Raw genomic sequence first — 20,969 nt, 5'->3', positions numbered from 1 at the left:
GGTTGCTATGGATTATTTCGACTATTCATATAAACATAATTACATCGAGTTTAGTAGCAATATATATAAGGTCGGTACATATTATTACGATTGTCATGGAGAAACGGAGATTCTTATTCTGTTAAAGGGGCGCGTTGAAATGAGTTGTAATGATGAGGTTTTTACCCTGGAACCTCTTGATGCCGTTATTATTTCGCCTCAGGTATGGCATTCAATACTGGCCCTTGAGGAGGATGTAATTGCTTTGGCAATTCATGTAGGCAATGAGTTTTATCAACAGTATGATCCGAATTTTGGAATGTATCAATTCGTTGTCCATTCGGATGAAAGGTCTCGCCATAACCAATTCTTTACAACTTTGCGTCACCACGCGGCTATGATGATGTTGTTAATGGTGAAAGATGAAAGCCCTATACATCGAATGTGGATAGAGCATCATTACTTGGCATTAGCCGGTGATGTATTTAGGGAGTTTTATCCTGTTAAACTTGTCCATGAAGAGGCTAGACCCGGTGATATAAAACCGGCCTCCTTTAATAAAATGATCGCTTATATCGATGAGCATTACCAACAAAAAATCGAGTTAGAGGATATTGCAAAGATTGGCGGATATAATGTTGCCTATGCATCGCAGTTTTTTAAGAAACAAATGGGTATTTCCTTTGTTGAGTATGTATTACGCTTGAGACTCAGGGATGCAACGGCTCTATTGACCAGTACGGACGAGGCAGTCGCAAGGATTGCTAGTGGATGCGGCTTTGCGGATATCAAAGCCTTTAATGTGGCTTTTAAAAAGCATTTTCGATTGACACCAACAGAATATCGCAAGAAGGTAAAGGAAATCGGACATAGAACAACATTACATGATGGGGTGGAAGTTATTTCTGTTGAAAATCAGGATGTTCTTGATGTATTACATTCGTTTTTATCGTATGAAGATGATTCAAGAGCTAAGGCTGAGTTAGAGTTTATGAGTCAAAAGCTAGAAACTTTAAAAGTAAAATTAGCCGATGTTGTCAAGGAGTTATAATTCGTATCCGCATGGTGTATTGATATTGGAATCTTTATAATGCGAGCAATATATTTTGATGGATATAGAATTATTAGACGTAGGTGATTTTATATATATTGAAAGCATATAATTTATCTATTAAAGCGCTACTTTTTAATAAGTAGTGCTTTTTCTATACTCATTTGTGGGTGAATTTATAGGTTCATAATCCTTGAAATAGAATAAATTGAGAGAAAACTATATGTTTTATTTGATTTTATTAAAAAAATTACCTTTTAATTTGGATAGTTATATTCACCAAATCGAGTAGAATATACTTCATCAGAAAACAAAACTATGTTGAGTTAATCATTTGGAGGATATAATGACTCGAGTAAAATTTATGGAAAACTTAGGGAAAGTTGCAACAGTTACAGCTGTAGCTATGTATGTATCTTACTTTCCACAAATTATGAACAATCTGGCACATCCAGGCACCGGTGATTGGATTCAGCCTTTAGTAGCTGCTATCAACTGTACATTATGGGTACTATATGGTTTGTTTAAAGAACATAGAGATTTACCGGTTGCATTAGCCAATGCACCAGGGATCTTCTTTGGCTTGGCCGCAGCAATTACAGCACTTATGTAATCTTCGTGAGTGACACTGTCATCATATAAGCCTTGATGCAGGTGGAAACTTCAAGATACTGTTGACCGTAGTCAAATAAATATATCATAATAAATGCATCCTTTAGTTTATAAAGGGTGCATTTTTTGTAGCCGGTTTAATTGAGAGGGACATTTTATGGATATAATTGAGCAATATAACCTGACTTTATCTATTGCGGCTGGAACAGAATAAGAGAAGGTATCGCAGAGACAATTGAAATGATGGTTTTATTCGATACAATAGATGTATAGAATAAGGAGATACATAAATGGAATACTTTTACTATACCTATAAAAACAACCATATAGATTTCAGTAGCCACATATACAAGGTCAGTACATATCATTACAACTGGCATAGTGAAACTGAAATTCTTATTCTGTTAAAAGGGCGTATTGAGATGAGTTGTAACAGCGAAGTTTTTACTATGGAACCCCTCGATACAATTATAATTTCGCCTCAAGTCGGGCATGCTACGTTGGCATTGGAGGAGGATACAACAGCCCTCGTTATTCACGTAGGTAAGGAGTTCTTTCAAGGGTTTGATCCTAATTTCGGCATGTATCAATTTGTGGTTCGATCAGATGAAACTAGTCGTCACAATCCGTTCTTTACATCTTTGCGCCATCATGCGGCGATGATGATGCTGTTGGAGGTTAATGGTGAAAGTCCTGCTAATCGCATGTGGATTGAACATCATTACATGGTTTTGGCGGGGGATGTGTATAGTGAGGTTGATGCGGTAAAATCCGTGCATATCAGCTCTAAACCGGCAGATATGACCGCCGCTACCTTTGATAAGATGATTGCTTATGTTGATGAACATTATCAGCAGAAGATTGAATTAGAGGATATTGCAAGGGTAGGTGGCTATAATGTGAACTATACATCACAGTTCTTCAAACGCCAATTGGGTGTTTCCTTCCTTGAGTATTTATTGCGCTTAAGATTACGAGAAGCGACGGTGCGTTTAGCCAATTCGGAAGAGGCGATAGTGCGTATTGCTAATCGCTGTGGATTTCCTGATATAAAAGCCTTTAACGTGGCCTTTAAGAAGCATTTTCATACGACTCCGTCTGAATATCGTAAGCAGGCACGAAGCATCGGGAGAAAAACAAAACTGCACAACTGGAAGGAAATGATTTCTACCCGTGATAAGGATATGTTAGATATATTGAATTCTTTTTTGCCATATCATTTTAATCTTATCGATGGGGAAACTTCGATTGAAGCAGATAAAAAATTGCAGTCTCTTAAGGCTAAACTGAAAGCAATCGTAGAGGAATTATAGATTTATTGTTATAAAATATACTGACTGTTCGGCATATGCCGGTGGATATTCGTGCAGTATATGGGTGTGAATTTATATTTTTTTCAGCCTATATAAAATGATTAGGTGTAGGTGATTTTGTATATGTTAAAATCCTATATAAATATATGGGAAATAAAGCGTTACCTTTTACAGGTAGCGCTTTTTTAGTTTTCTATATATGGACTTATTTGTATATCGTATAAGATCAGTAGAGACATTAATCGGCGCAATGTATATGATTTCTCATACTTTCACCATAAAAAATCATATTTTAAAATGGATAGTTGAATTCGGTAAAAAGCGTAGAATGTAATCATCAAAAGGGATTAAGTCCACTAATAATATTGTGAGATCCTTAACAAAGATAGTAATGAAGTCCTTTTAGGAGGTTTTACGATGAGTACGAAAGAACAACAAGTGCAAGAAATGACAAATGTCATGGCAAAGTTCATAGCTTATATGGCAAAAAAATTACCAGATGATGTAGAAGCAAAAATTAAAGAGCTTGCAGCGGATGAAAAGAATCCGTTAGCGAAAACAATTTATGAAACGATGCATAAAAACATGGATTTGGCTTATGAGTTAAATCGTCCGTCTTGTCAAGATACAGGCGTTTTACAGTTTTGGGTGAAGGTGGGTTCTAATTATCCATTGATTGGAGAGTTGGAAGAAATCTTGCGTGAAGCGACATATAAAGCGACCCAGGATGCTCCATTGCGCCATAATTGTGTAGAGACTTTTGATGAGTTTAATACGGGAAAGAACATCGGTCGCACAGCACCTTATATAACATGGGATATCATTCCTGGTCGTGATGATGTGGAAATCTTTCCATATATGGCCGGGGGCGGGTGCTCCTTACCCGGCTCCGGAAAGACCTTGATGCCGGGTGAAGGGTACGAAGGTGTCGCTAAATTTGTATTGGATTTAATGACAAGCTATGGACTTAATGCATGTCCTCCACTGCTCGTTGGCGTCGGTATTGCTACTTCGATTGATACGGCGGCAACGATGTCTAAAAAAGCATTGATGCGTCCCGTATCCTCTAAAGCGGAAAATGAAAAAGCGGCATATATGGAACAACTGCTTGAAGACGGAATTAATGCATTGCATCTTGGACCACAAGGGATGGGCGGAGACAAATCCGTTATGGGTGTAAACATCGAGCATGGGTCCCGCCATCCATCCGTAATTTCCGTAGCCGTAAACGTAGGCTGCTGGAACCATCGCCGCGGTCATATGATATTTGATAAAGACGGTAAGTACGAAATTTTATCTCACAAAGGAGTGACATTCTAATGGCTAAGCATATTTTGACAACACCAATTCAAGCATCTGATCTTGAAGGAATTAAAGCTGGGGATATTATTTACTTAAACGGTCATATCACAACGTGCCGTGATGTCGCTCATCGACGTCTCGTTGAATATGGTCGAAAGTTACCTGTAGATGTTCGTAACGGGGCTATTTTACATGCGGGTCCGATTGTGCGTGATCATGGTGATGATAAATTTGAAATGATTTCTGTAGGACCTACTACGTCCATGCGTATGGAAAAATTCGAGTACGAATTTGTAAAACAGACAGGTGTACGTCTCATTGTCGGTAAAGGCGGTATGGGGCCGGAAACTGCCCGTGCATGTAAGGATTTTGGTGCTCTTCACTGTGTATTCCCGGCCGGTAATGCGGTGCTTGCGGCTACAGAGGTAGAGGAGATTGAATCTGCTAACTGGCGTGAACTTGGTATGCCAGAAACATTATGGACTTGCCGCGTAAAGGAATTTGGCCCTCTCATCGTGTCTATCGATGCGGAAGGAAATAATTACTTTGAAAATAAAAAAGTGGAATACAATGCCAAGAAAGATGAAGTATTGGAAGAAATTTATAAGCACGTAAGCTTCATTAAATAAAATATACCGTTATAGGTTGTGCTCAACTGAATAGGAGGATTTGTATGGAGTTTACAATCCTCCTTTTAGTATCTGTTTTAGATGTTATGTGTATTGGGAGGTCTTTATGGATACGAGTGTAATCATAACTCTTGGCTTTTTAGTATTTGCCATCGTCATGTTTGCATGGGAGAAAATCCCGTTGTCAATTACGGCTATGATTGTAGCTGTTGGATTGCATTTGAGCGGTGTTTTATCTGCCAAAGATGCATTTGCAGGCTTTGTAGATCAAAACGTATTGCTCTTTATGGGAATGTTCATTATTGGTGCAGCTTTTTTTGAAACCGGTGTTGCTGTAGAAGTAGGGAATGTTGTTAATAAATTTGCAAAGACAGAAACTTCTCTGCTTGTAGCGGTTATGATGATCACCGGCATTATGTCAGGCTTTCTATCCAATACAGGGACTGCGGCAGTTTTAATTCCCGTTATTATCGGTATTTGTAAAAAGAGTGGCTTTAAGCAAACGAAATTATTGATGCCGTTGGTGTTTGCAGCTGCTATGGGCGGTAATATTTCTCTTATCGGTGCGCCTGGTAATATGATTGCTCAATCAGGTTTGCAACAAGCTGGGTTGGGTTCCTTTAGTTTCTTTGATTATGGGCTTGTAGGATTGCCAATGCTAATAATTGGTACTATATTCTATGCGACTATCGGCAAACGATTCTTGCCTGATGCACCAAGTCATAAACCTGACGGTGCTTTTGAAGGTAATGATGATTATAGCCATGTACCATCTTGGAAAAAATGGGCGGCTGCGATTGTTTTAATCTTAACCATTGTAGCTATGATTTTTGAAAAACAATTAGGTGTTAAATTGTATGTCAGTGCTTGGATAGGTGCTCTTGTACTTGTAGCGACTAATGTTATCAGTGAAACGGTTGCTGTAAAATCCATTGATATGAAAACCATTATGCTGTTCGCCGGATCTATGGCATTGGGCGATGCGATGGTTAAGACCGGAACCGGCGCGGTGATTGCCGATATTATTGTTAACAGTTTAGGCGCAAGTCCATCTCCAATCGTTGTGTTAATCGTTTTATTCGTACTGGGCGTGTTTATGACTAATTTTATGTCTAATACGGCAACATGTGCATTATTAGTACCTATTGGACTAAGTTTAGCTTCTCAACTTGGTTTTGATCCAAAGGCGGTCTTAGCCGCTATCGTTATTGCCAGCTCGTTAGCTTATGCAACGCCAATTGGCATGCCTGCAAATACGATGGTATATAATATTGCCGGATATAGTTTTATGGATTATGTGAAAGCCGGATTACCGCTTATATTCGTTTCCAGCATTGTGGCACTTATTTTGTTACCTTTACTATTTCCTTTTTAATGTTTAAAAACTACATAATATCAATAATGAGCCAATGAGCCCTCATGCTTTGAACATGAGGGCTTTTAAAATGTCGATTATGAAGAAAAATTCATTTTTGAAATGCAAATTTGGTAATTTACATTATAAGGCTTTGTTTATATACTGGACTAGTATGACTCTACAATGAAAGGAAAATTCTCATGGATTACAGTATTATGGTCACATTGGGATTCCTAGTATTTGCCATCGTAATGTTTGCGATGGAGCGAATCCCGTTGTCCATTACAGCTATGATTGTGGCTGTCGGTTTGCACCTTGCCGGTGTGTTGACTGCAGCAGAAGCATTCAAAGGCTTTGTTGACTCTAATGTCATTTTATTTATGGCGATGTTTATTATTGGTGCCGCCTTCTTTGAAACGGGTGTAGCCGTTGACGTAGGTAACATTGTAAATAAATTTGCTAAAAATGAAACAATTCTTATTATTGCTATTATGATGCTTACCGGTATTATGTCAGGCTTCTTGTCCAATACGGGCACTGCGGCTGTTATGATTCCTGTTGTTATCGGTATCTGTAAAAAGGGTGGCTTCAATCAGACTAAATTTCTGATGCCAATCGTTTTTGCCGCTGCGATGGGCGGGAATATCTCTATGATCGGTTCCCCGGGTAACATGATCGCTAACTCCAACTTGCAAGAAGCGGGTCTCGGATCCTTCGATTTCTTCGCATACGGTGAAGTAGGGTTACCGATGCTAATCGTAGGTACTCTTTTCTACGCATTCATCGGCAAACGTTTCTTGCCGGAAGTGCCGACTCGTGAGCCGGATGCAAATTATCAGAAGAACGCTGATTTCAGCCATGTTCCCGCCTGGAAAAAATGGACTGCCGGCTTGGTGCTTGTGTTGACCATTGCGGCTATGATTTTTGAAAAACAAATCGGCGTATCCTTGGCTGTCAGTGCCTGGGTAGGTGCTCTTGTTATCGTAGCGACCGGTGTTATTACGGAAACAGAGGCTGTTAAATCCATCGATATGAAGACAATTCTTTTGTTTGCAGGATCGTTGGCACTCGGTACGGCGATGGTTAAATCCGGTACAGGTGCATTCATTGCCAATCTTATCGTTGATGGTTTAGGAGCAACTCCAAATCCGTTGGCTTTGTTGGCGGTATTATTCTTCTTGTCCGTATTCATGACAAACTTCATGTCCAATACGGCGGACGTTGCGTTGTTGGCACCGATCGGCTTGTCGTTGGCATCTCAATTAGGCTTCGATCCTAAGGCAATCCTCGTAGCCATCGTTATTTCCAGTTCTCTTGCATATGCGACACCAATCGGTATGCCGGCGAATACAATGGTATATAACGTAGCCGGATATAGTTTTAAGGACTTTGTGAAAGCCGGCTTACCGTTGATTTTGGTATCCGCTGTTGTGTCCTTAATTTTATTGCCTATTTTATTCCCATTTAACCCATAATTATATAATGTAAGTCATACGACCCCGTCATTTGTGACGGGGTTTCTTTTTTTATAATCTCTATATCACGTATTTTAATTATTATGTGATATTGGATCAGACTTTATATATTATGAAAGTACTGGATTGAGGTGATATATTCGCCGATAGACGCCGGAGGTTATGATAGGATTCATTTTAGTAGAGATTTATATTAGACATTACTCATACTTTCACATATAATAGTATTATTGGCGTACAAAGATACATTCACAGTGGACAATTATCTAAGATATTGTTGTGAAGTGCATAAACCATAAAGATATGTTAAGTCCATTGGATTCTATAAAGGTAAAAGCATAGGTATGTCAGATAGAGTGGTAATGCTGAATGGTATGGAGGAGAAATTATGTTAAGTGACATTGAAATTGCCCAACAAAATAAGATGGAAAAAATTCAGGTCATAGCTGATAAATGCGGTCTCACAGCTGATGACATTGAACAATATGGCCATTATAAGGCGAAAATCTCTTTTGACGCCATTCGTCGACTTGAGTCGAAACCGGACGGAAAGCTTGTTCTCGTGACGGCTATTACACCGACGCCGGCGGGGGAAGGTAAGTCCACGACGAGCATCGGCCTTGTACAGGGATTACAAAAAATCGGTAAAAATGCGATTGCTACGTTGCGCGAACCGTCGTTAGGACCTGTATTCGGTATCAAAGGCGGTGCGGCAGGCGGCGGTTATGCACAGGTCGTACCGATGGATGACATCAACCTGCATTTTACAGGTGATATGCATGCTATTACAGCGGCAAACAATTTATTGTCCGCTATGATTGACAATCATATTCATCAAGGCAATGAACTGCAAATCGACTTGCGTCAACTGTCCTGGACGCGTGTTCTCGATATGAATGATCGGGCGCTACGCAATGTAACGGTCGCTCTTGGTGGAAAGGTGTGCGGATTTCCGCGGGAAGATCATTTTATGATTACCGTTGCCTCTGAAATCATGGCGATTTTATGTCTTGCAAAGGATTTAGAGGACCTAAAAGAACGGTTCGGACGCATTGTTATCGGCTGCAATTTGTCGGGAGACCCCGTATATGCTCATCAATTAGGTTGTCAGGGCGCAATGGCACTATTGATGAAGGACGCTATCAAACCGAACCTTGTACAAACCTTGGAGCATACGCCGGCCATTGTTCACGGCGGACCGTTTGCGAATATTGCACATGGTTGTAATTCCATAGTAGCGACGAAGTTAGGCCTCAAATTGGGGGATATCGTCGTTACGGAGGCCGGTTTCGGTGCTGACTTGGGGGCGGAAAAATTCCTCGATATTAAATGCCGCTATGGTAATATTTTTCCGGATACGATTGTTATCGTTGCCACCTTGCGGGCATTAAAGATGCATGGCGGAGTACCGAAACAAGAGTTGAGTACGGAAAATGTGGAGGCTGTAACAAAAGGTTTCAGTAACTTACGTAAAGCCATCGAAAATATGCGCTTTTTCAATGTTCCTGTGCTAGTGGCCATCAATAAATTTGCCAGCGATACGGATGCGGAGATTGCGGAACTCAAACACTTATGTGAAGAATTCGGCGTCCCTGTAGAACTCAATGAATGTTGGGAAAAGGGTGGTAACGGCGGAGTCGATATGGCGAAGAAGGTCGTAGAATTATTGGACGGGCCTAAAACAAGTCCTAAATTTGTATATGATTTAGAGGATTCCTTAGAAGAAAAAGTCGGTAAAATAGTACGTACCATTTATGGTGGCGATGGTGTCATCTTTACGGATAAGGCGAAAAAACAAATAAAGCAGCTTGTCGATTGGGGCCTTGATCGATTGCCCGTATGTATGGCAAAGACTCAGTACTCTTTATCGGATAATCCGGCGCTTTTAGGGGCACCGACCGATTTTTCTATTACCGTATCGGATATTCGCGTTGCCAATGGCGCGGGCTTTATTGTATGCCGCACCGGAGATGTAATGGTCATGCCGGGACTGCCTAAACGGCCGGCAGCGCTTAATATGGATATTGAGGCGGACGGAACGATTAAAGGTTTGTATTGAGATAGAGGCGATTATGAAATTAGTGGAGCAAAGTGTTATTGACTTCGTGGGTGCTACGGCATCTAAGGAACCGACACCCGGTGGTGGTGCGATTGCGGCTCTAACGGCTGCAACCGGTGCAGCATTGGCTGAAATGGTGGCTAATTTGACAGTTAATAAAAAAGGCTACGAAGATGTGCAGTCGGATATGGAATATCTGCGCGTTCAAGCCGAGGCGGTACGTGAACGCATGCTCGTTTTAGCACAGGCCGATGCGGATGTATTTAATGTATTTATGAATGCCTTGGGCTTACCGAAAGATACGGATGAAGAAAAGGCTAAACGGACGGCAGCGATTCAAAAGGCATATAAGGATGCAGCTATGGTTCCCTTTGAGATCGGAAATGTGGCGGCCAAGATTTTTGGGCTTGCGGAACTTGCGGTGCGTAAGGGGAATCAGAATCTTATTACCGACGGTATTATTGCGGCTATCAATGCACGGGCTGCGGTAAAGGCGGCATTTCTTAATGTGCGGATTAATTTGTCGGGCATCAAAGATACAGCTTATGTGACTGAATTAGAGTCACAGATGGAACGTATTGAATCGGATCTTGATGTGAAAGAAGCTGCTATTGTGAATTTATATAAATAGATTGTTTCGCATGTAAATAAATGATTGTGCATACGCTGTTCATACGAATAGATAAAATTTGAATGTTATAATCTTAATAATGATATAATGTTCGGTAAATTTTGAAAAAGGAAATTCGCGGTAGAATAAATTACCACGGATTTCCTTTTTGTATTGTTAAAATCCGAACAATCATGTAAAATAAACAGGTAATATTTATGGCTTTACATAGGAGATGATTATGACAGAGCATGAACAAATCAATACAGTGGATACTATGTTGCCGATTCCGAAGCTGTTTGCTTTTGGACTGCAACATGTGTTGGCTATGTACGCCGGTGCCGTGGCGGTGCCGATTATCGTTGCACAGGCGATGAATTTGCCCATGGAGGATTTGATTCGGCTTATTACCGCTGACTTGTTTACCTGCGGCATTGCAACACTGATCCAAACGTTAGGCTTCGGGAATGTAGGTGGTCGTATTCCCATGATTCAAGGCGTCACCTTTGCTTCTGTCGGTCCTATGGCCATGATCGGTGCACAGCACGGTATGCCGGCCATTTATGGAGCTATCATCTTAGCAGGGCTGTTTACATTTCTGGTAGCGCCATTCTTCAGCCGTTTCATTCGTCTATTTCCGCCTGTTGTGACCGGGACCATTATTACCCTTATCGGTATTAACTTGATGCCTGTGGCCATTAACTGGATGGGGGGCGGTGTGGGGAGCCCTGATTTCGGTAGTTATACCAACATTGGCCTCGGCTTTATTACGTTTTTGATCGTAGTATTTGTGTATAAGTTTGCTAAAGGTTTTCTGGGAAACCTTTCTGTACTAATTGGACTGATTGCAGGTACCGCGATTGCCTTTGCGATGGGGGTAGCAAGTTTTGAAGAAGTAGGGCGGTCCCAATGGGTGGCGTTTATTGAACCTTTTTATTTCGGATTACCTACCTTTGACTGGGCTTCTGTGGTTTCGATGATTGTCGTTATGCTCGTGGTCATGGTTGAAACCACGGGTGATAGTATTGCAATCGGTGAAATCGTAGATAAAAAGATCGGTCGAAAAGAGTTGGCCTCTATTATTCGGGCCGACGGCGTTTCAACAGTAATCGGCGGCGTTCTAAACAGCTTTCCCTATACGGCATTTGCTCAAAATGTAGGCCTTATTGCCGTAACAGGTGTTAAAAGCCGATTTGTAGTCGCTGCATCCGGTATTATTCTAATTCTATTAGGTATGTTCCCTAAATTGGCGGCCGTTGTTGCCAGTATTCCGAATGCGGTGCTCGGAGGTGCCGGTATTGCGATGTTCGGTATGATTATCGCCAGCGGCATACGATCTCTTGGTAAGGTCAGCTTTGATGGCAATCACAATTTGATGCTCGTTGCCATCAGTATCGGTGTAGCCATGATTCCAATTGCGGCTCCGACATTTTATATGAATTTCCCAGCATGGGCGCAGATTATTTTGCAATCCGGTATTACCTTCGGCAGCATTACAGCTATCTTACTGAATTTATTGCTCAATGGAGTTAATCACGGTGATGAGTTCCAGATAATGGGACGTCGGTAATTGTCGTGCCTTAGAAGAACCTTGCTTTATGAACTGCCCCTCCAAAATTTGGACACAATTTCTGGAGGGGCAGCCCATTATATGTGCGAGGTTCTTTTTTGTATGCAGGATTAGCCTTATATATCTGGAATAGACCGAATGAATCCCCGGGTTAATTGAAACAGTAAATAGATTAGTGATTAAATTCACAGGGAATTTGTATGAATATTATGTTATAATAAATAGATAAATGTAGAACTGTTTTGTGAAAGCTTTCACAAAAGAAATAGTGCAAGAAAAATTTTGATAAATTGATATTTATATAAAGTTATGTATTGATGTATTCCCATAAGAAGGGAAGGAGCACATGGCAGAAGGAAAAATTATTGCCATCTCTATCAGTGAGAGAAAAGGGCAAAAGAAACATAATATCGAATCGGCGAATCTCATCGTGGATCATGGTATGGAAGGGGATGCACATGCGGGAAACTGGCATCGTCAAATCAGTTTGCTGGGTATAGCCAGCATCGAGCATATGCGTGAACAAGGGGCAGATGTACATCCGGGAGATTTTGCGGAAAATATTACCGTTGAAGGGATGGTTCTTTATGAATTGGCTGTCGGCACGCGTCTCAAGCTTGGTAACGAAGCAATTTTAGAGGTTACTCAAATCGGTAAGGAATGTCATCAGGGCTGTGAAATCATGAAACAGGTCGGTTCCTGTATTATGCCCACACAGGGGATTTTTGGGAAGGTGCTTAAAAACGGTACGATTCGCGTCGGTGATGATGTATTGATTATTAAATAATGAATGTTAGTAAATGAGGTAGATTATGAAAGACGCATGGGGCCGTACCATTGAATATGTACGTCTGTCGCTGACAGATGCGTGTAATTTTTGTTGTCCCTATTGTCGGCCATCAGAGATTACGCCTCAAAGTCAAACTCAGTTGTTATCGGTCGATGAATGGATGCTTATTCTCAGTGCCTTTCATCGAATCGGTGTGAAAGCGGTACGCCTTACCGGCGGAGAACCGTTATTATACCCTCATATTGAGGATTTGTTGAGTCGAATTAAAAGCAGTGGCTGGTTTGAAGATATCTCCATGACAACCAATGGCAGTTTGCTGGCTTCACGGGCACAGAAGTTGAGAAAACTCGGATTACATCGTGTCAATATCAGTTTGGATTCCTTGGAAAGTGACGCATTTGCCGTTTGTGTAGGAAAAGAAGGGCAGTTGGACTCCGTTCTGAACGGTATCCGGAGTGCTATAGAGGCAAACTTTAAATCCGTTAAAATTAATACCGTATTGTCCCGGCACTGGTCGGATGGTGAAGTCCGATCTTTATTACAGTATGTTGAAAAATGGCCTGTTGTATGGCGCTTTATCGAATATATGCCGTTTCAGGGGGATGCTTTTCATGGACCGACATTTGATGAGTGGAAGTCCCAGTTAGAACGCGTTGTCGGAGACGCTCTTGTAGAGACGCATTCTGTATACGGCTTCGGCCCGGCTACGTATTTCAGCTTACCGAGCGGTAAAAATATAGGATTTATATTTTCTATGTCCCATAGCTATTGCGATTCCTGCAACCGTGTACGCCTTACATCGGACGGACAAATGAGACTCTGTCTCCTGCGTGATGACGAAGCCGATTTGGTGTCTTTGGTGCGCAACGGTATTTCGGAAGCAGCACTGGCGGATCACATCGAACGAGCTTTACAACGTAAACAGGAACGCCATGACGGTATTACTATGGAACAGCCGGAGCGACCTATGTGGCGCATTGGAGGGTAGTATGGGATTTTTTGATTTCTTGAAACCTCGATCCAAAACATTTGTTGAAGAATGTTGGCCCGGTGGTAAGATGTTACAAGTCCATATGGAGTATGATACACAAAAAGAGGTGTTTACCTATATGGGACGCTATGGTTTGCAGTTCAGTGTGCCTAAGGCGAAGTTGACGAATGTAATCGTGAAAGAAGTGAGCCGCACCCACAGTGTGTTGCAGATGTACAGCGATTCGGAATGCGTCGGAACTACCGATGTGATTCCTACCGAATCGTGTAATATCATAAAAGACTGGATGTTACAGTATTGATATATTCTAATATGCTATTTTATGGGAAGGAGTCTAATATATTCTTTACATTCCCATAAAATAGTCATATAATATATTTTGTTATGGACCACTAGCTCAGCTGGCAGAGCACCTGACTCTTAATCAGGGTGTCCAGGGTTCGAACCCCTGGTGGTCCACCATATTAAAAGAGAACTCACATGAACATGCGGGTTCTTTTTTTATTTATGAGATTAAATCTGTAATACCTTTTGTCCTATAATCCTTAAACTTGTAACATCTTCTGCTCTATACCCTAGTTTGATACCCTTGATTTTAAGTGTGCAGTTGAAGATTTACGTGTGCGGTACGATCAGATAGAATATATTGAAGCCACAAAAACATAAGTCATAGACAATAGAGCACAAATGCTTTACCATGAACATATAAAGGAGTTAAGTACTGGATTTATCAGGAGGTACAAAATGGCGGTAGATAAAAGCAGAACACAGGATGTGTACAAAGATGCGGGACAAAGTGTTAATTTTACGACTTTATTATTAAAGCGTGAAAATCACGATACTGAACTTGATGTTATTCGTGATATGGCGGATCGTATTCAGGCGATTAAGCGTTCCGTTAACATTCGGGCGAATAATGCGGGACTTGGTATCGCCTTCGGGTTCAGCTATCAAGGTTGGACGTACTTATTCCCGGATGCACCGCTACCAAAAGAATTAGAAGACTTTACCGGTATTAAGGGGGACAAACAGGATGTTCCTGCGACACCGGCGGACTTATTCTTACATGTACGCTCCAACGATGAATCAGTTACATATACGGTAGTGGATCAAATCATGGATTTTTTACGCCCTGTTACTGAAGTTGTTGATGAAACACATGGCTTTCACTATGAACAGGGCCGCGCTATCATTGATTTTGTGGATGGCACGGAAAATCCTGTAGATGAAGAAGCTGTAGAGTGGGGCGTTATCGGTGATGAAGATCCGGAATTCATAAACGGTTCTTATGCGTTTGCTCAAAAATATATTCATGATCTCGATGCATGGCGGGCATTGCCGACAGAAATGCAGGAAAAGTTTATCGGCCGTCGCAAATTCAGTGACATAGAGCTGGAAGATGATGAAAAGGATGAAGCGGCACATAATGTGGTGGCTCAAGATAACCGTGATGGGGAAGAACATAAAATCGTTCGGATGAACGTACCGTTCGCTCAACCCGGTCATGGTGTACGCGGCACATATTTTATCGGATACGCTCGTTACTGGGACGTAACAAAAACTATGTTGACGAATATGTTTACGCAGAATGATAAATTGTTAGATTATTCCAAACCGATAACCGGTATGCTGTTCTTTATTCCGTCTCTTGATACATTGGATGCTATCGCGGAAGAAGAAATATAATGTTACAAATATGGGGACTATTATTGTTGATGCGTATCTAAATATAGTTCCGAAAAATAGAAAGCGCTCCTTTTGGGGCGCTTTTATGCTATAATAAAACTTATTAGATTCCATAGAATGTAGTCCGTTTATAGATGAGGTATTTCATGAATTATACTAGCACCCGCGGTACAGTTGCGGTAAATGAAACCTATGCGTTGTTACATGGCTTGGCAGAGGACGGAGGCTTATATGTGCCTTCTTTATTCCCTGTTAACTGCTTGACATACGATGATGTGAAAGATAAAAGCTATCAAGAGGTAGCGGCTGTTGTATTGGCGAAACTATTTCCGTGCTTCTCCGAAGCTCATTTGAAGGATATGATTCATTCCGCCTACAGCGATGCGAATTTCAACACACGAGATATTGCGCCGCTTCATTCCCTATTGGAAAAAGTATCCGTACTGGAACTGTTCCATGGACGTACGCAAGCCTTCAAAGACATGGCGTTGTCTCTGTTCCCATATCTGTTGGTGGCGGCAAAAGAAGCGGAAGGTGAACAGAAGGAAGTACTCATCTTGACCGCCACATCCGGTGATACGGGCAAAGCGGCATTGGAAGGTTTTAAAGATGTGCCGGGTACTCATATTCAAGTATTCTATCCGACGGACGGCGTCAGCCCTATGCAGGCGGAACAGATGCAGAAACAGGAGGGGGTAAATGTCAATGTGACGGCTATTCGTGGTAATTTTGATGATGCTCAGCAATTCTTAAAGCGCTTATTCGTAGATAAAGAGACGGCCCGAGAGGTGGCGGAAAAGGGCGTTATGTTCTCCAGCGCTAACTCCATCAATATCGGGCGTTTGGCGCCGCAGGTGGTGTATTATGTCAATGCCTATGCTGAACTTGTGGCGCAAGGCGCAATCCATGAGGATGAAGCGTTTAATGTCGTGGTACCGACCGGTAATTTCGGTAATATTCTGGCTGCATATTATGCGAAAAAAATGGGGATTCCTATCGGTAAATTAATCTGTGCATCCAATCAGAATAATGTGCTCACCGAATTCTTTGAAACCGGCACATATGATATGAATCGTCCGTTTTATACGACTATCTCTCCGTCGATGGATATTCTTGAATCCTCGAACTTTGAACGTTTCTTATACTATATTTCCGGCGAGGATTGTGAAAGAACGGCGGGGTGGATGAAAGACCTTAAAGCGACGGGTAAATTATCTGTTAACGAAGAGGAATTCAAACGGGTTAAGGCGATTTTTTTCGGCGCTTATGTAGATGACGAAGAAACGAAGGAGATTATCGAACAGGTTTATAACTCCTATGGTTATGTGATGGATCCGCATACGGCTGTAGCTATGGGTGCATACATGAAGGAATTGGGAAAACATCCTGAAGACGGTGCTCGCCATACGATTATCGCATCCACGGCGCATCCGTTCAAATTCCCTACAGCGATTTGTGAGGCTTTGGATATCAAGGTGGGGGCGACTCCGTATGAAAGCTTGCATAATATCTCAGCTGTGACAGGCGTGGGATTCCCTAAACAACTGGAGGCGTTACAGTCTAAAGAATTACGCTTTACAAAAGCGATTGATAAAGAGAATATGAAACAGGAGATTTTAGATTTTGTAGATACATTCTCTAAATAATATGATGCCGCCTTTCCGAGGAAGGGCGGTATATCTGTATATTTAGCTGGGCGTTTACTAGCAATCAATCTGACTATCCAATTGAGTAATTAACTGAACTATCTATTTAATTAGCTACCTGACTATTTAGTATATGCAATATGGATTGTCAGCTTTATAGATTTATCGATCATTTATAGAACGATGGATTTAGAATTACATGGGGAGAAACAATTCAAGGAGGGGCTATGGCTAAAAAGGGCCTTATATATGCTTTATTATCCGCACTTTTATTCAGCACGATGAATGTATTTGTAAAATTGCTGGGTACTAATATTCCGCCCGGAGAGATTGCCTTTGCACGCGGGCTCTTCGGGACCGTTGCGGTACTTATCATCATGTATGTTAAGGGTATCCGATTTTCAAAGGAGGATCGGGGACTCCTTGTCATGCGCGGTCTATACGGCGGTTTTGGTATGGTATGTAATTTCATCGCTTTGGTGCACATGAAATTGTCCGATGCGACAATCCTGTTTCAGACGACGGGAATATTTGTTTTTATCTTTAGCGCTCTGTTTCTGAAAGAATCGATACCGAAAGGCGCCGGTAAATGGCTCTGTCTGATTCTGTTCGCTGTTATAGTCATGGTGAACCCGTTCAGCTATGATTCGTTTTCGTGGTATGCACTGGTGGCCATTTTAGGTGCAGCGTTGGCTGCGGCCGCTTATACGACGATACGAACCATTAGCAAGCGTGGACAGCACAGCAATTTTGAAATCATGGCGTACTTTCTGATTACCAGCATGTTTGCCGGCTTTATAGCGACTGATCAATTCGTGATGCCTCAAGGATATGACTGGCTTATTATCGCTATTATCGGCGGCATATCGGTGGTCGCTCAGTTCTGCCTGACCGGTGCATTTGTTACCACCAATGCGGTGGTGGCACAATTTTTGCAATACGTAGGCGTCTTCATCAGTTCGTTTTACGGATTTCTTTTCTTTTCTGAAAGTTTATCCGTATCGACGGTCTGTGCCGGTGTTGCCATGTTTATCGCGTCCGTTATGCTGGCGCGTTTAAAGGAACAAAGTTCTGTGGGGAGCGGTAAGGTTATAGAGGAAAAAAACAAATAAATGTCGAATATATACAATATAAGAACGTTGTATGACAGCTGGGGTGCTGATCACGGTCGTGATTGGCACCTTTTTATGTAAGTGATAATTTATAATTGTATGGATAAAAAATCATATATCAATTTAGTATCGGAGCAACAGGGACAATGAAGTGGATGGTGATGCGGTACGGTGCATTTACTGTTTGTTAGGTAGTTTATAAATTGCTCGACCGATTGCTTGTGGAGAACAGGTGGGAAGGAGGCTCTTATGTACATACGATGGATGCATATCGAAAACTATCGGAATTTGGCGGATGTGGTACTAAGCTTTCATAATGATATAAATTATTTTGTCGGTGAGAATGCCGTTGGAAAATCAAATTTTCTGGATCTTTTGGAAATTATCATGGAGTGTCGGGGCTTCGGTGAAGGCGATTTTACAGACGTAAATAAACCGATTCGTATAGATCTCGAATTATCCCTGGCGGAGTTAAATCATATATACCCTTTAGGCGGAATAGAGGCGGAGACTATAAAGAATATCAAATCCGCATCTACCGAAGATATGAAGGGAGCGAACAAGAAGAGCAAAACCTCAAGTAACGGCTTGAGTTTAAATAGTACTAATGATGATGTATTATCTTCGGGGCCCATATATCGGGTGCGCCTGGAGCAGGTTGTGCAGGAAGTATACCCTAGGTTATATAGAGTCGATGACGGACAGATGGAGCCGATGTCTTTGTCCATGGTTCGTCATGCGCTTTACGTATGCCATCGGGATACTTCGGAACGGGAGCTCTTTTCTATTCCATCCTCCATTTATGTTGAACTGGGACATCTTTTACAGAATTATGTGTCGAAACTCGAGGTGCCTGACCGTAGTATACAGCATGAAATCAACAGTTTGAGGGAGGATCTGGATCCATATTGCATGCTGAATGTACAGCATCTTATCGAGGTTTTGTCCACATCGGTTACGGTGGAACGAAAGTATTCCGCTGATAATGTTCGGCTTATCATGGCGGTAGCCTTAAAAATTCTCGCTCAGATTTATATGAAAGTTCGCAGTGCAACTACTAATTTAGAATCTTTACTCGTATATGATTCGGATGGGCATCGATATTTACCCATCTTTATCAGCGTGGATGAGCCGGAACTTCATTTAAGTCCTTATCTGCAACGGGCTGTGCTCAATTATTATCGACAAATTGCGACTAATGAGAATGAAGATTTTCTCGGACTTATTCGGGAATTATTTCAAATTGACGGACTGTTGGGACAGCTTTTCGTGGTGACACATAGTACGGATGCTCTTGTCGATGATTATCGCCATATTATTCGGCTGTATCGGGATGATCAGGATATGGTCTGTGCCGCTTGCGGCGTTACCTTTAACTTTCCGAAGGAAGTGGAGAAGCATCTGATTATGCATTTTCCTGAAGCGAAGGAGGCTCTTTATTCCCGATGTATCATTATTGTAGAAGGCGAGACGGAATATGGCAGTTTCGCAGGTTTTGGCAAGCGTTTGGGTGTGGATTTTGATTATTTTGGCATATGTCTTATCAATGCGCGCGGTGAATCCTCCATCAGCAAATTGCAAAAGCTGTTTCATAAATTTGCCATACCGACTGTGGCATTATACGATCGCGATGTGGAAGGAAAATATGCGAAAGGTAATGGAAATGTTTTTTACACCGATGAAATCTGCTTTGAAATGGATTTTGTAGCTCATTTACTGGAGTTGCGTAAACGATCCGTTATGGATGCCATTATCAGGGATATTATAGATGAAGGACGTCCGATGGTGACGAAGGATATGGCACGGCGCGGCTATGCGAAACTGGGGATTACAAAGAGTCAAATTGTACAACGCTGTCTGTCCAATATTTCAGATCGTAAAATAGATGACCTTCATATCTATTATTTCTCCTGGTTCTATGCGAATAAGGGGGTTATTGTAGGTCGTCGTATCAGTCAATTCCTGGATGCATCTTTAATCCCGCCCTCTTTCATAGCCGTCGTGGAGCGTGCAAAGACTTTATCGTTAGGATTGGCATAGAATCCCTATGGTAATTGATTCATTACTGAAATAAGATACCTATGCAAAAGAGTACGGCATAAATTGAGAAAGCTATATCGAAAAATCTTGACATCGAAGACTCTATCTTTTATCATTAGTAAAGTAATTAATAAATTATTTAGGAATTAAAAGATTTCGAGTATCAGGTGTTTAGGAGTAGTAAGATGAAAGAATTTTTAAACGATTTTAAAGCCTTTGCGTTCAAAGGTAACATGATGGACCTAGCTATAGGTATGATTATTGGTGCTGCTTTCACAGCATTGGTTAATTCTGTTGTAAACAATTTGTTTATGCCTGTCCTCAGCGTGTTCACAGGCGGTATTGATTTCAGTAATTTATATTTGCCATTGAGCACAGGTTCTAAAGATGCATTCATGGCCGGTGCTGATATCGCTACGGCGCGTGCAGCCGGTTCCGTATTGCCATACGGTACATTTATCACTGATTTGATTCAGTTCCTGATCTTGGCATTTGTTGTATTCTTGATGGTCCGCGGATTGGCTAAAATGATGAAATCCGCAAAAGAAGAGGACGTTGCTGAAGCTCCTGCAACGAAAGAGTGTCAATATTGTAAATCTGAAATCAATATTGATGCAGTTAAATGTCCTAACTGTACTGCAGATTTGAAATAATTTATATTTCGATTTTTGCAGAGCTCTTAAGCTGTTCTCGTTTAATAAAGAAGAATTCCTATACTTGCCCGCGCATATTCCTGATGTCGCTGCA

At 41.5% G+C, this 20,969-nt stretch carries 18 protein-coding genes and 1 tRNA gene; all 19 read left to right on the top strand.

Translation table 11 applies throughout. The features are described from left to right. Positions 1–7 precede the first annotated feature (7 nt). The 19 genes from VEHSUH05_RS08885 (at position 8) to mscL (ending at position 20,875) form a co-directional block, all read left to right on the top strand. Positions 8–1,030, top strand: a complete 1,023-nt coding sequence (locus tag VEHSUH05_RS08885) for an AraC family transcriptional regulator (RefSeq protein WP_105091352.1) — start codon at positions 8–10, stop codon at positions 1,028–1,030. 346 nt (positions 1,031–1,376) lie between these two features. Next, the gene (locus tag VEHSUH05_RS08880) at positions 1,377–1,643 is read left to right on the top strand and encodes a SemiSWEET family transporter (protein WP_038115825.1); all 267 of its coding nucleotides are present in this window, start codon (positions 1,377–1,379) and stop codon (positions 1,641–1,643) included. A gap of 289 nt (positions 1,644–1,932) precedes the next feature. Continuing rightward, positions 1,933–2,955: a helix-turn-helix transcriptional regulator gene (locus tag VEHSUH05_RS08875; RefSeq protein WP_105091351.1), complete on the top strand. Its 1,023-nt coding sequence runs from the start codon at positions 1,933–1,935 to the stop codon at positions 2,953–2,955. A 417-nt stretch (positions 2,956–3,372) separates the two neighbouring features. Beyond that, the gene (gene ttdA / locus VEHSUH05_RS08870; protein ID WP_038115820.1) at positions 3,373–4,275 is read left to right on the top strand and encodes a L(+)-tartrate dehydratase subunit alpha; all 903 of its coding nucleotides are present in this window, start codon (positions 3,373–3,375) and stop codon (positions 4,273–4,275) included. Then, positions 4,275–4,886 carry a L(+)-tartrate dehydratase subunit beta gene (gene ttdB / locus VEHSUH05_RS08865; protein ID WP_038115817.1) on the top strand — a complete coding sequence of 204 codons (612 nt, stop codon included), beginning with the start codon at positions 4,275–4,277 and terminating at the stop codon, positions 4,884–4,886. Before ttdA ends, ttdB begins: the two co-directional genes overlap by 1 nt. 106 nt (positions 4,887–4,992) lie before the next feature. Then, a complete protein-coding gene (locus VEHSUH05_RS08860; protein ID WP_054674594.1) occupies positions 4,993–6,261 on the top strand; it encodes an SLC13 family permease in 1,269 nt (422 codons plus the stop codon). Between the two features lie 182 nt (positions 6,262–6,443). Then, positions 6,444–7,718, top strand: a complete 1,275-nt coding sequence (locus VEHSUH05_RS08855; RefSeq protein WP_038115814.1) for an SLC13 family permease — start codon at positions 6,444–6,446, stop codon at positions 7,716–7,718. Between the two features lie 388 nt (positions 7,719–8,106). Beyond that, positions 8,107–9,777, top strand: coding sequence for a formate--tetrahydrofolate ligase (locus VEHSUH05_RS08850; protein WP_105091350.1), 1,671 nt, complete (start codon positions 8,107–8,109; stop codon positions 9,775–9,777). 13 nt (positions 9,778–9,790) lie between these two features. Further along, a complete protein-coding gene (locus tag VEHSUH05_RS08845) occupies positions 9,791–10,408 on the top strand; it encodes a cyclodeaminase/cyclohydrolase family protein (protein WP_054674596.1) in 618 nt (205 codons plus the stop codon). Positions 10,409–10,628: 220 nt separating this feature from the next. Beyond that, positions 10,629–11,957, top strand: a complete 1,329-nt coding sequence (locus VEHSUH05_RS08840; protein WP_105091349.1) for a nucleobase:cation symporter-2 family protein — start codon at positions 10,629–10,631, stop codon at positions 11,955–11,957. A gap of 346 nt (positions 11,958–12,303) precedes the next feature. Beyond that, positions 12,304–12,744 (top strand): MOSC domain-containing protein, encoded by a 441-nt coding sequence (locus tag VEHSUH05_RS08835; RefSeq protein ID WP_105091348.1) that lies wholly within the window; start codon positions 12,304–12,306, stop codon positions 12,742–12,744. 25 nt (positions 12,745–12,769) lie between these two features. Beyond that, positions 12,770–13,735 carry a GTP 3',8-cyclase MoaA gene (moaA, locus tag VEHSUH05_RS08830; RefSeq protein ID WP_054674598.1) on the top strand — a complete coding sequence of 322 codons (966 nt, stop codon included), beginning with the start codon at positions 12,770–12,772 and terminating at the stop codon, positions 13,733–13,735. A 1-nt stretch (position 13,736) separates the two neighbouring features. Then, positions 13,737–14,039, top strand: a complete 303-nt coding sequence (locus tag VEHSUH05_RS08825; protein ID WP_054674600.1) for a hypothetical protein — start codon at positions 13,737–13,739, stop codon at positions 14,037–14,039. Between the two features lie 85 nt (positions 14,040–14,124). Beyond that, positions 14,125–14,200 (top strand) — tRNA-Lys (locus tag VEHSUH05_RS08820). Between the two features lie 282 nt (positions 14,201–14,482). Beyond that, positions 14,483–15,424, top strand: a complete 942-nt coding sequence (locus VEHSUH05_RS08815) for a Dyp-type peroxidase (RefSeq protein WP_105091347.1) — start codon at positions 14,483–14,485, stop codon at positions 15,422–15,424. Between the two features lie 146 nt (positions 15,425–15,570). Further along, the gene (gene thrC, locus VEHSUH05_RS08810; RefSeq protein WP_105091346.1) at positions 15,571–17,070 is read left to right on the top strand and encodes a threonine synthase; all 1,500 of its coding nucleotides are present in this window, start codon (positions 15,571–15,573) and stop codon (positions 17,068–17,070) included. A 227-nt stretch (positions 17,071–17,297) separates the two neighbouring features. After that, positions 17,298–18,182, top strand: a complete 885-nt coding sequence (locus VEHSUH05_RS08805) for a DMT family transporter (protein WP_105091345.1) — start codon at positions 17,298–17,300, stop codon at positions 18,180–18,182. 249 nt (positions 18,183–18,431) lie between these two features. Next, on the top strand, positions 18,432–20,222 hold the full coding sequence (locus VEHSUH05_RS08795; RefSeq protein WP_245875956.1) for an ATP-dependent nuclease: 1,791 nt from the start codon (positions 18,432–18,434) through the stop codon (positions 20,220–20,222). A gap of 185 nt (positions 20,223–20,407) precedes the next feature. Then, positions 20,408–20,875, top strand: coding sequence for a large conductance mechanosensitive channel protein MscL (gene mscL / locus VEHSUH05_RS08790; RefSeq protein WP_054674606.1), 468 nt, complete (start codon positions 20,408–20,410; stop codon positions 20,873–20,875). Positions 20,876–20,969 lie beyond the last annotated feature (94 nt).

Source organism: Veillonella denticariosi JCM 15641, assembly GCF_002959855.1.
Classification (GTDB): Bacteria; Bacillota; Negativicutes; order Veillonellales; family Veillonellaceae; genus Veillonella; species Veillonella denticariosi.
The sequence above is the reverse complement of the archived record's forward strand: the minus strand, read 5'-3'. Positions and strand labels throughout refer to the sequence as shown.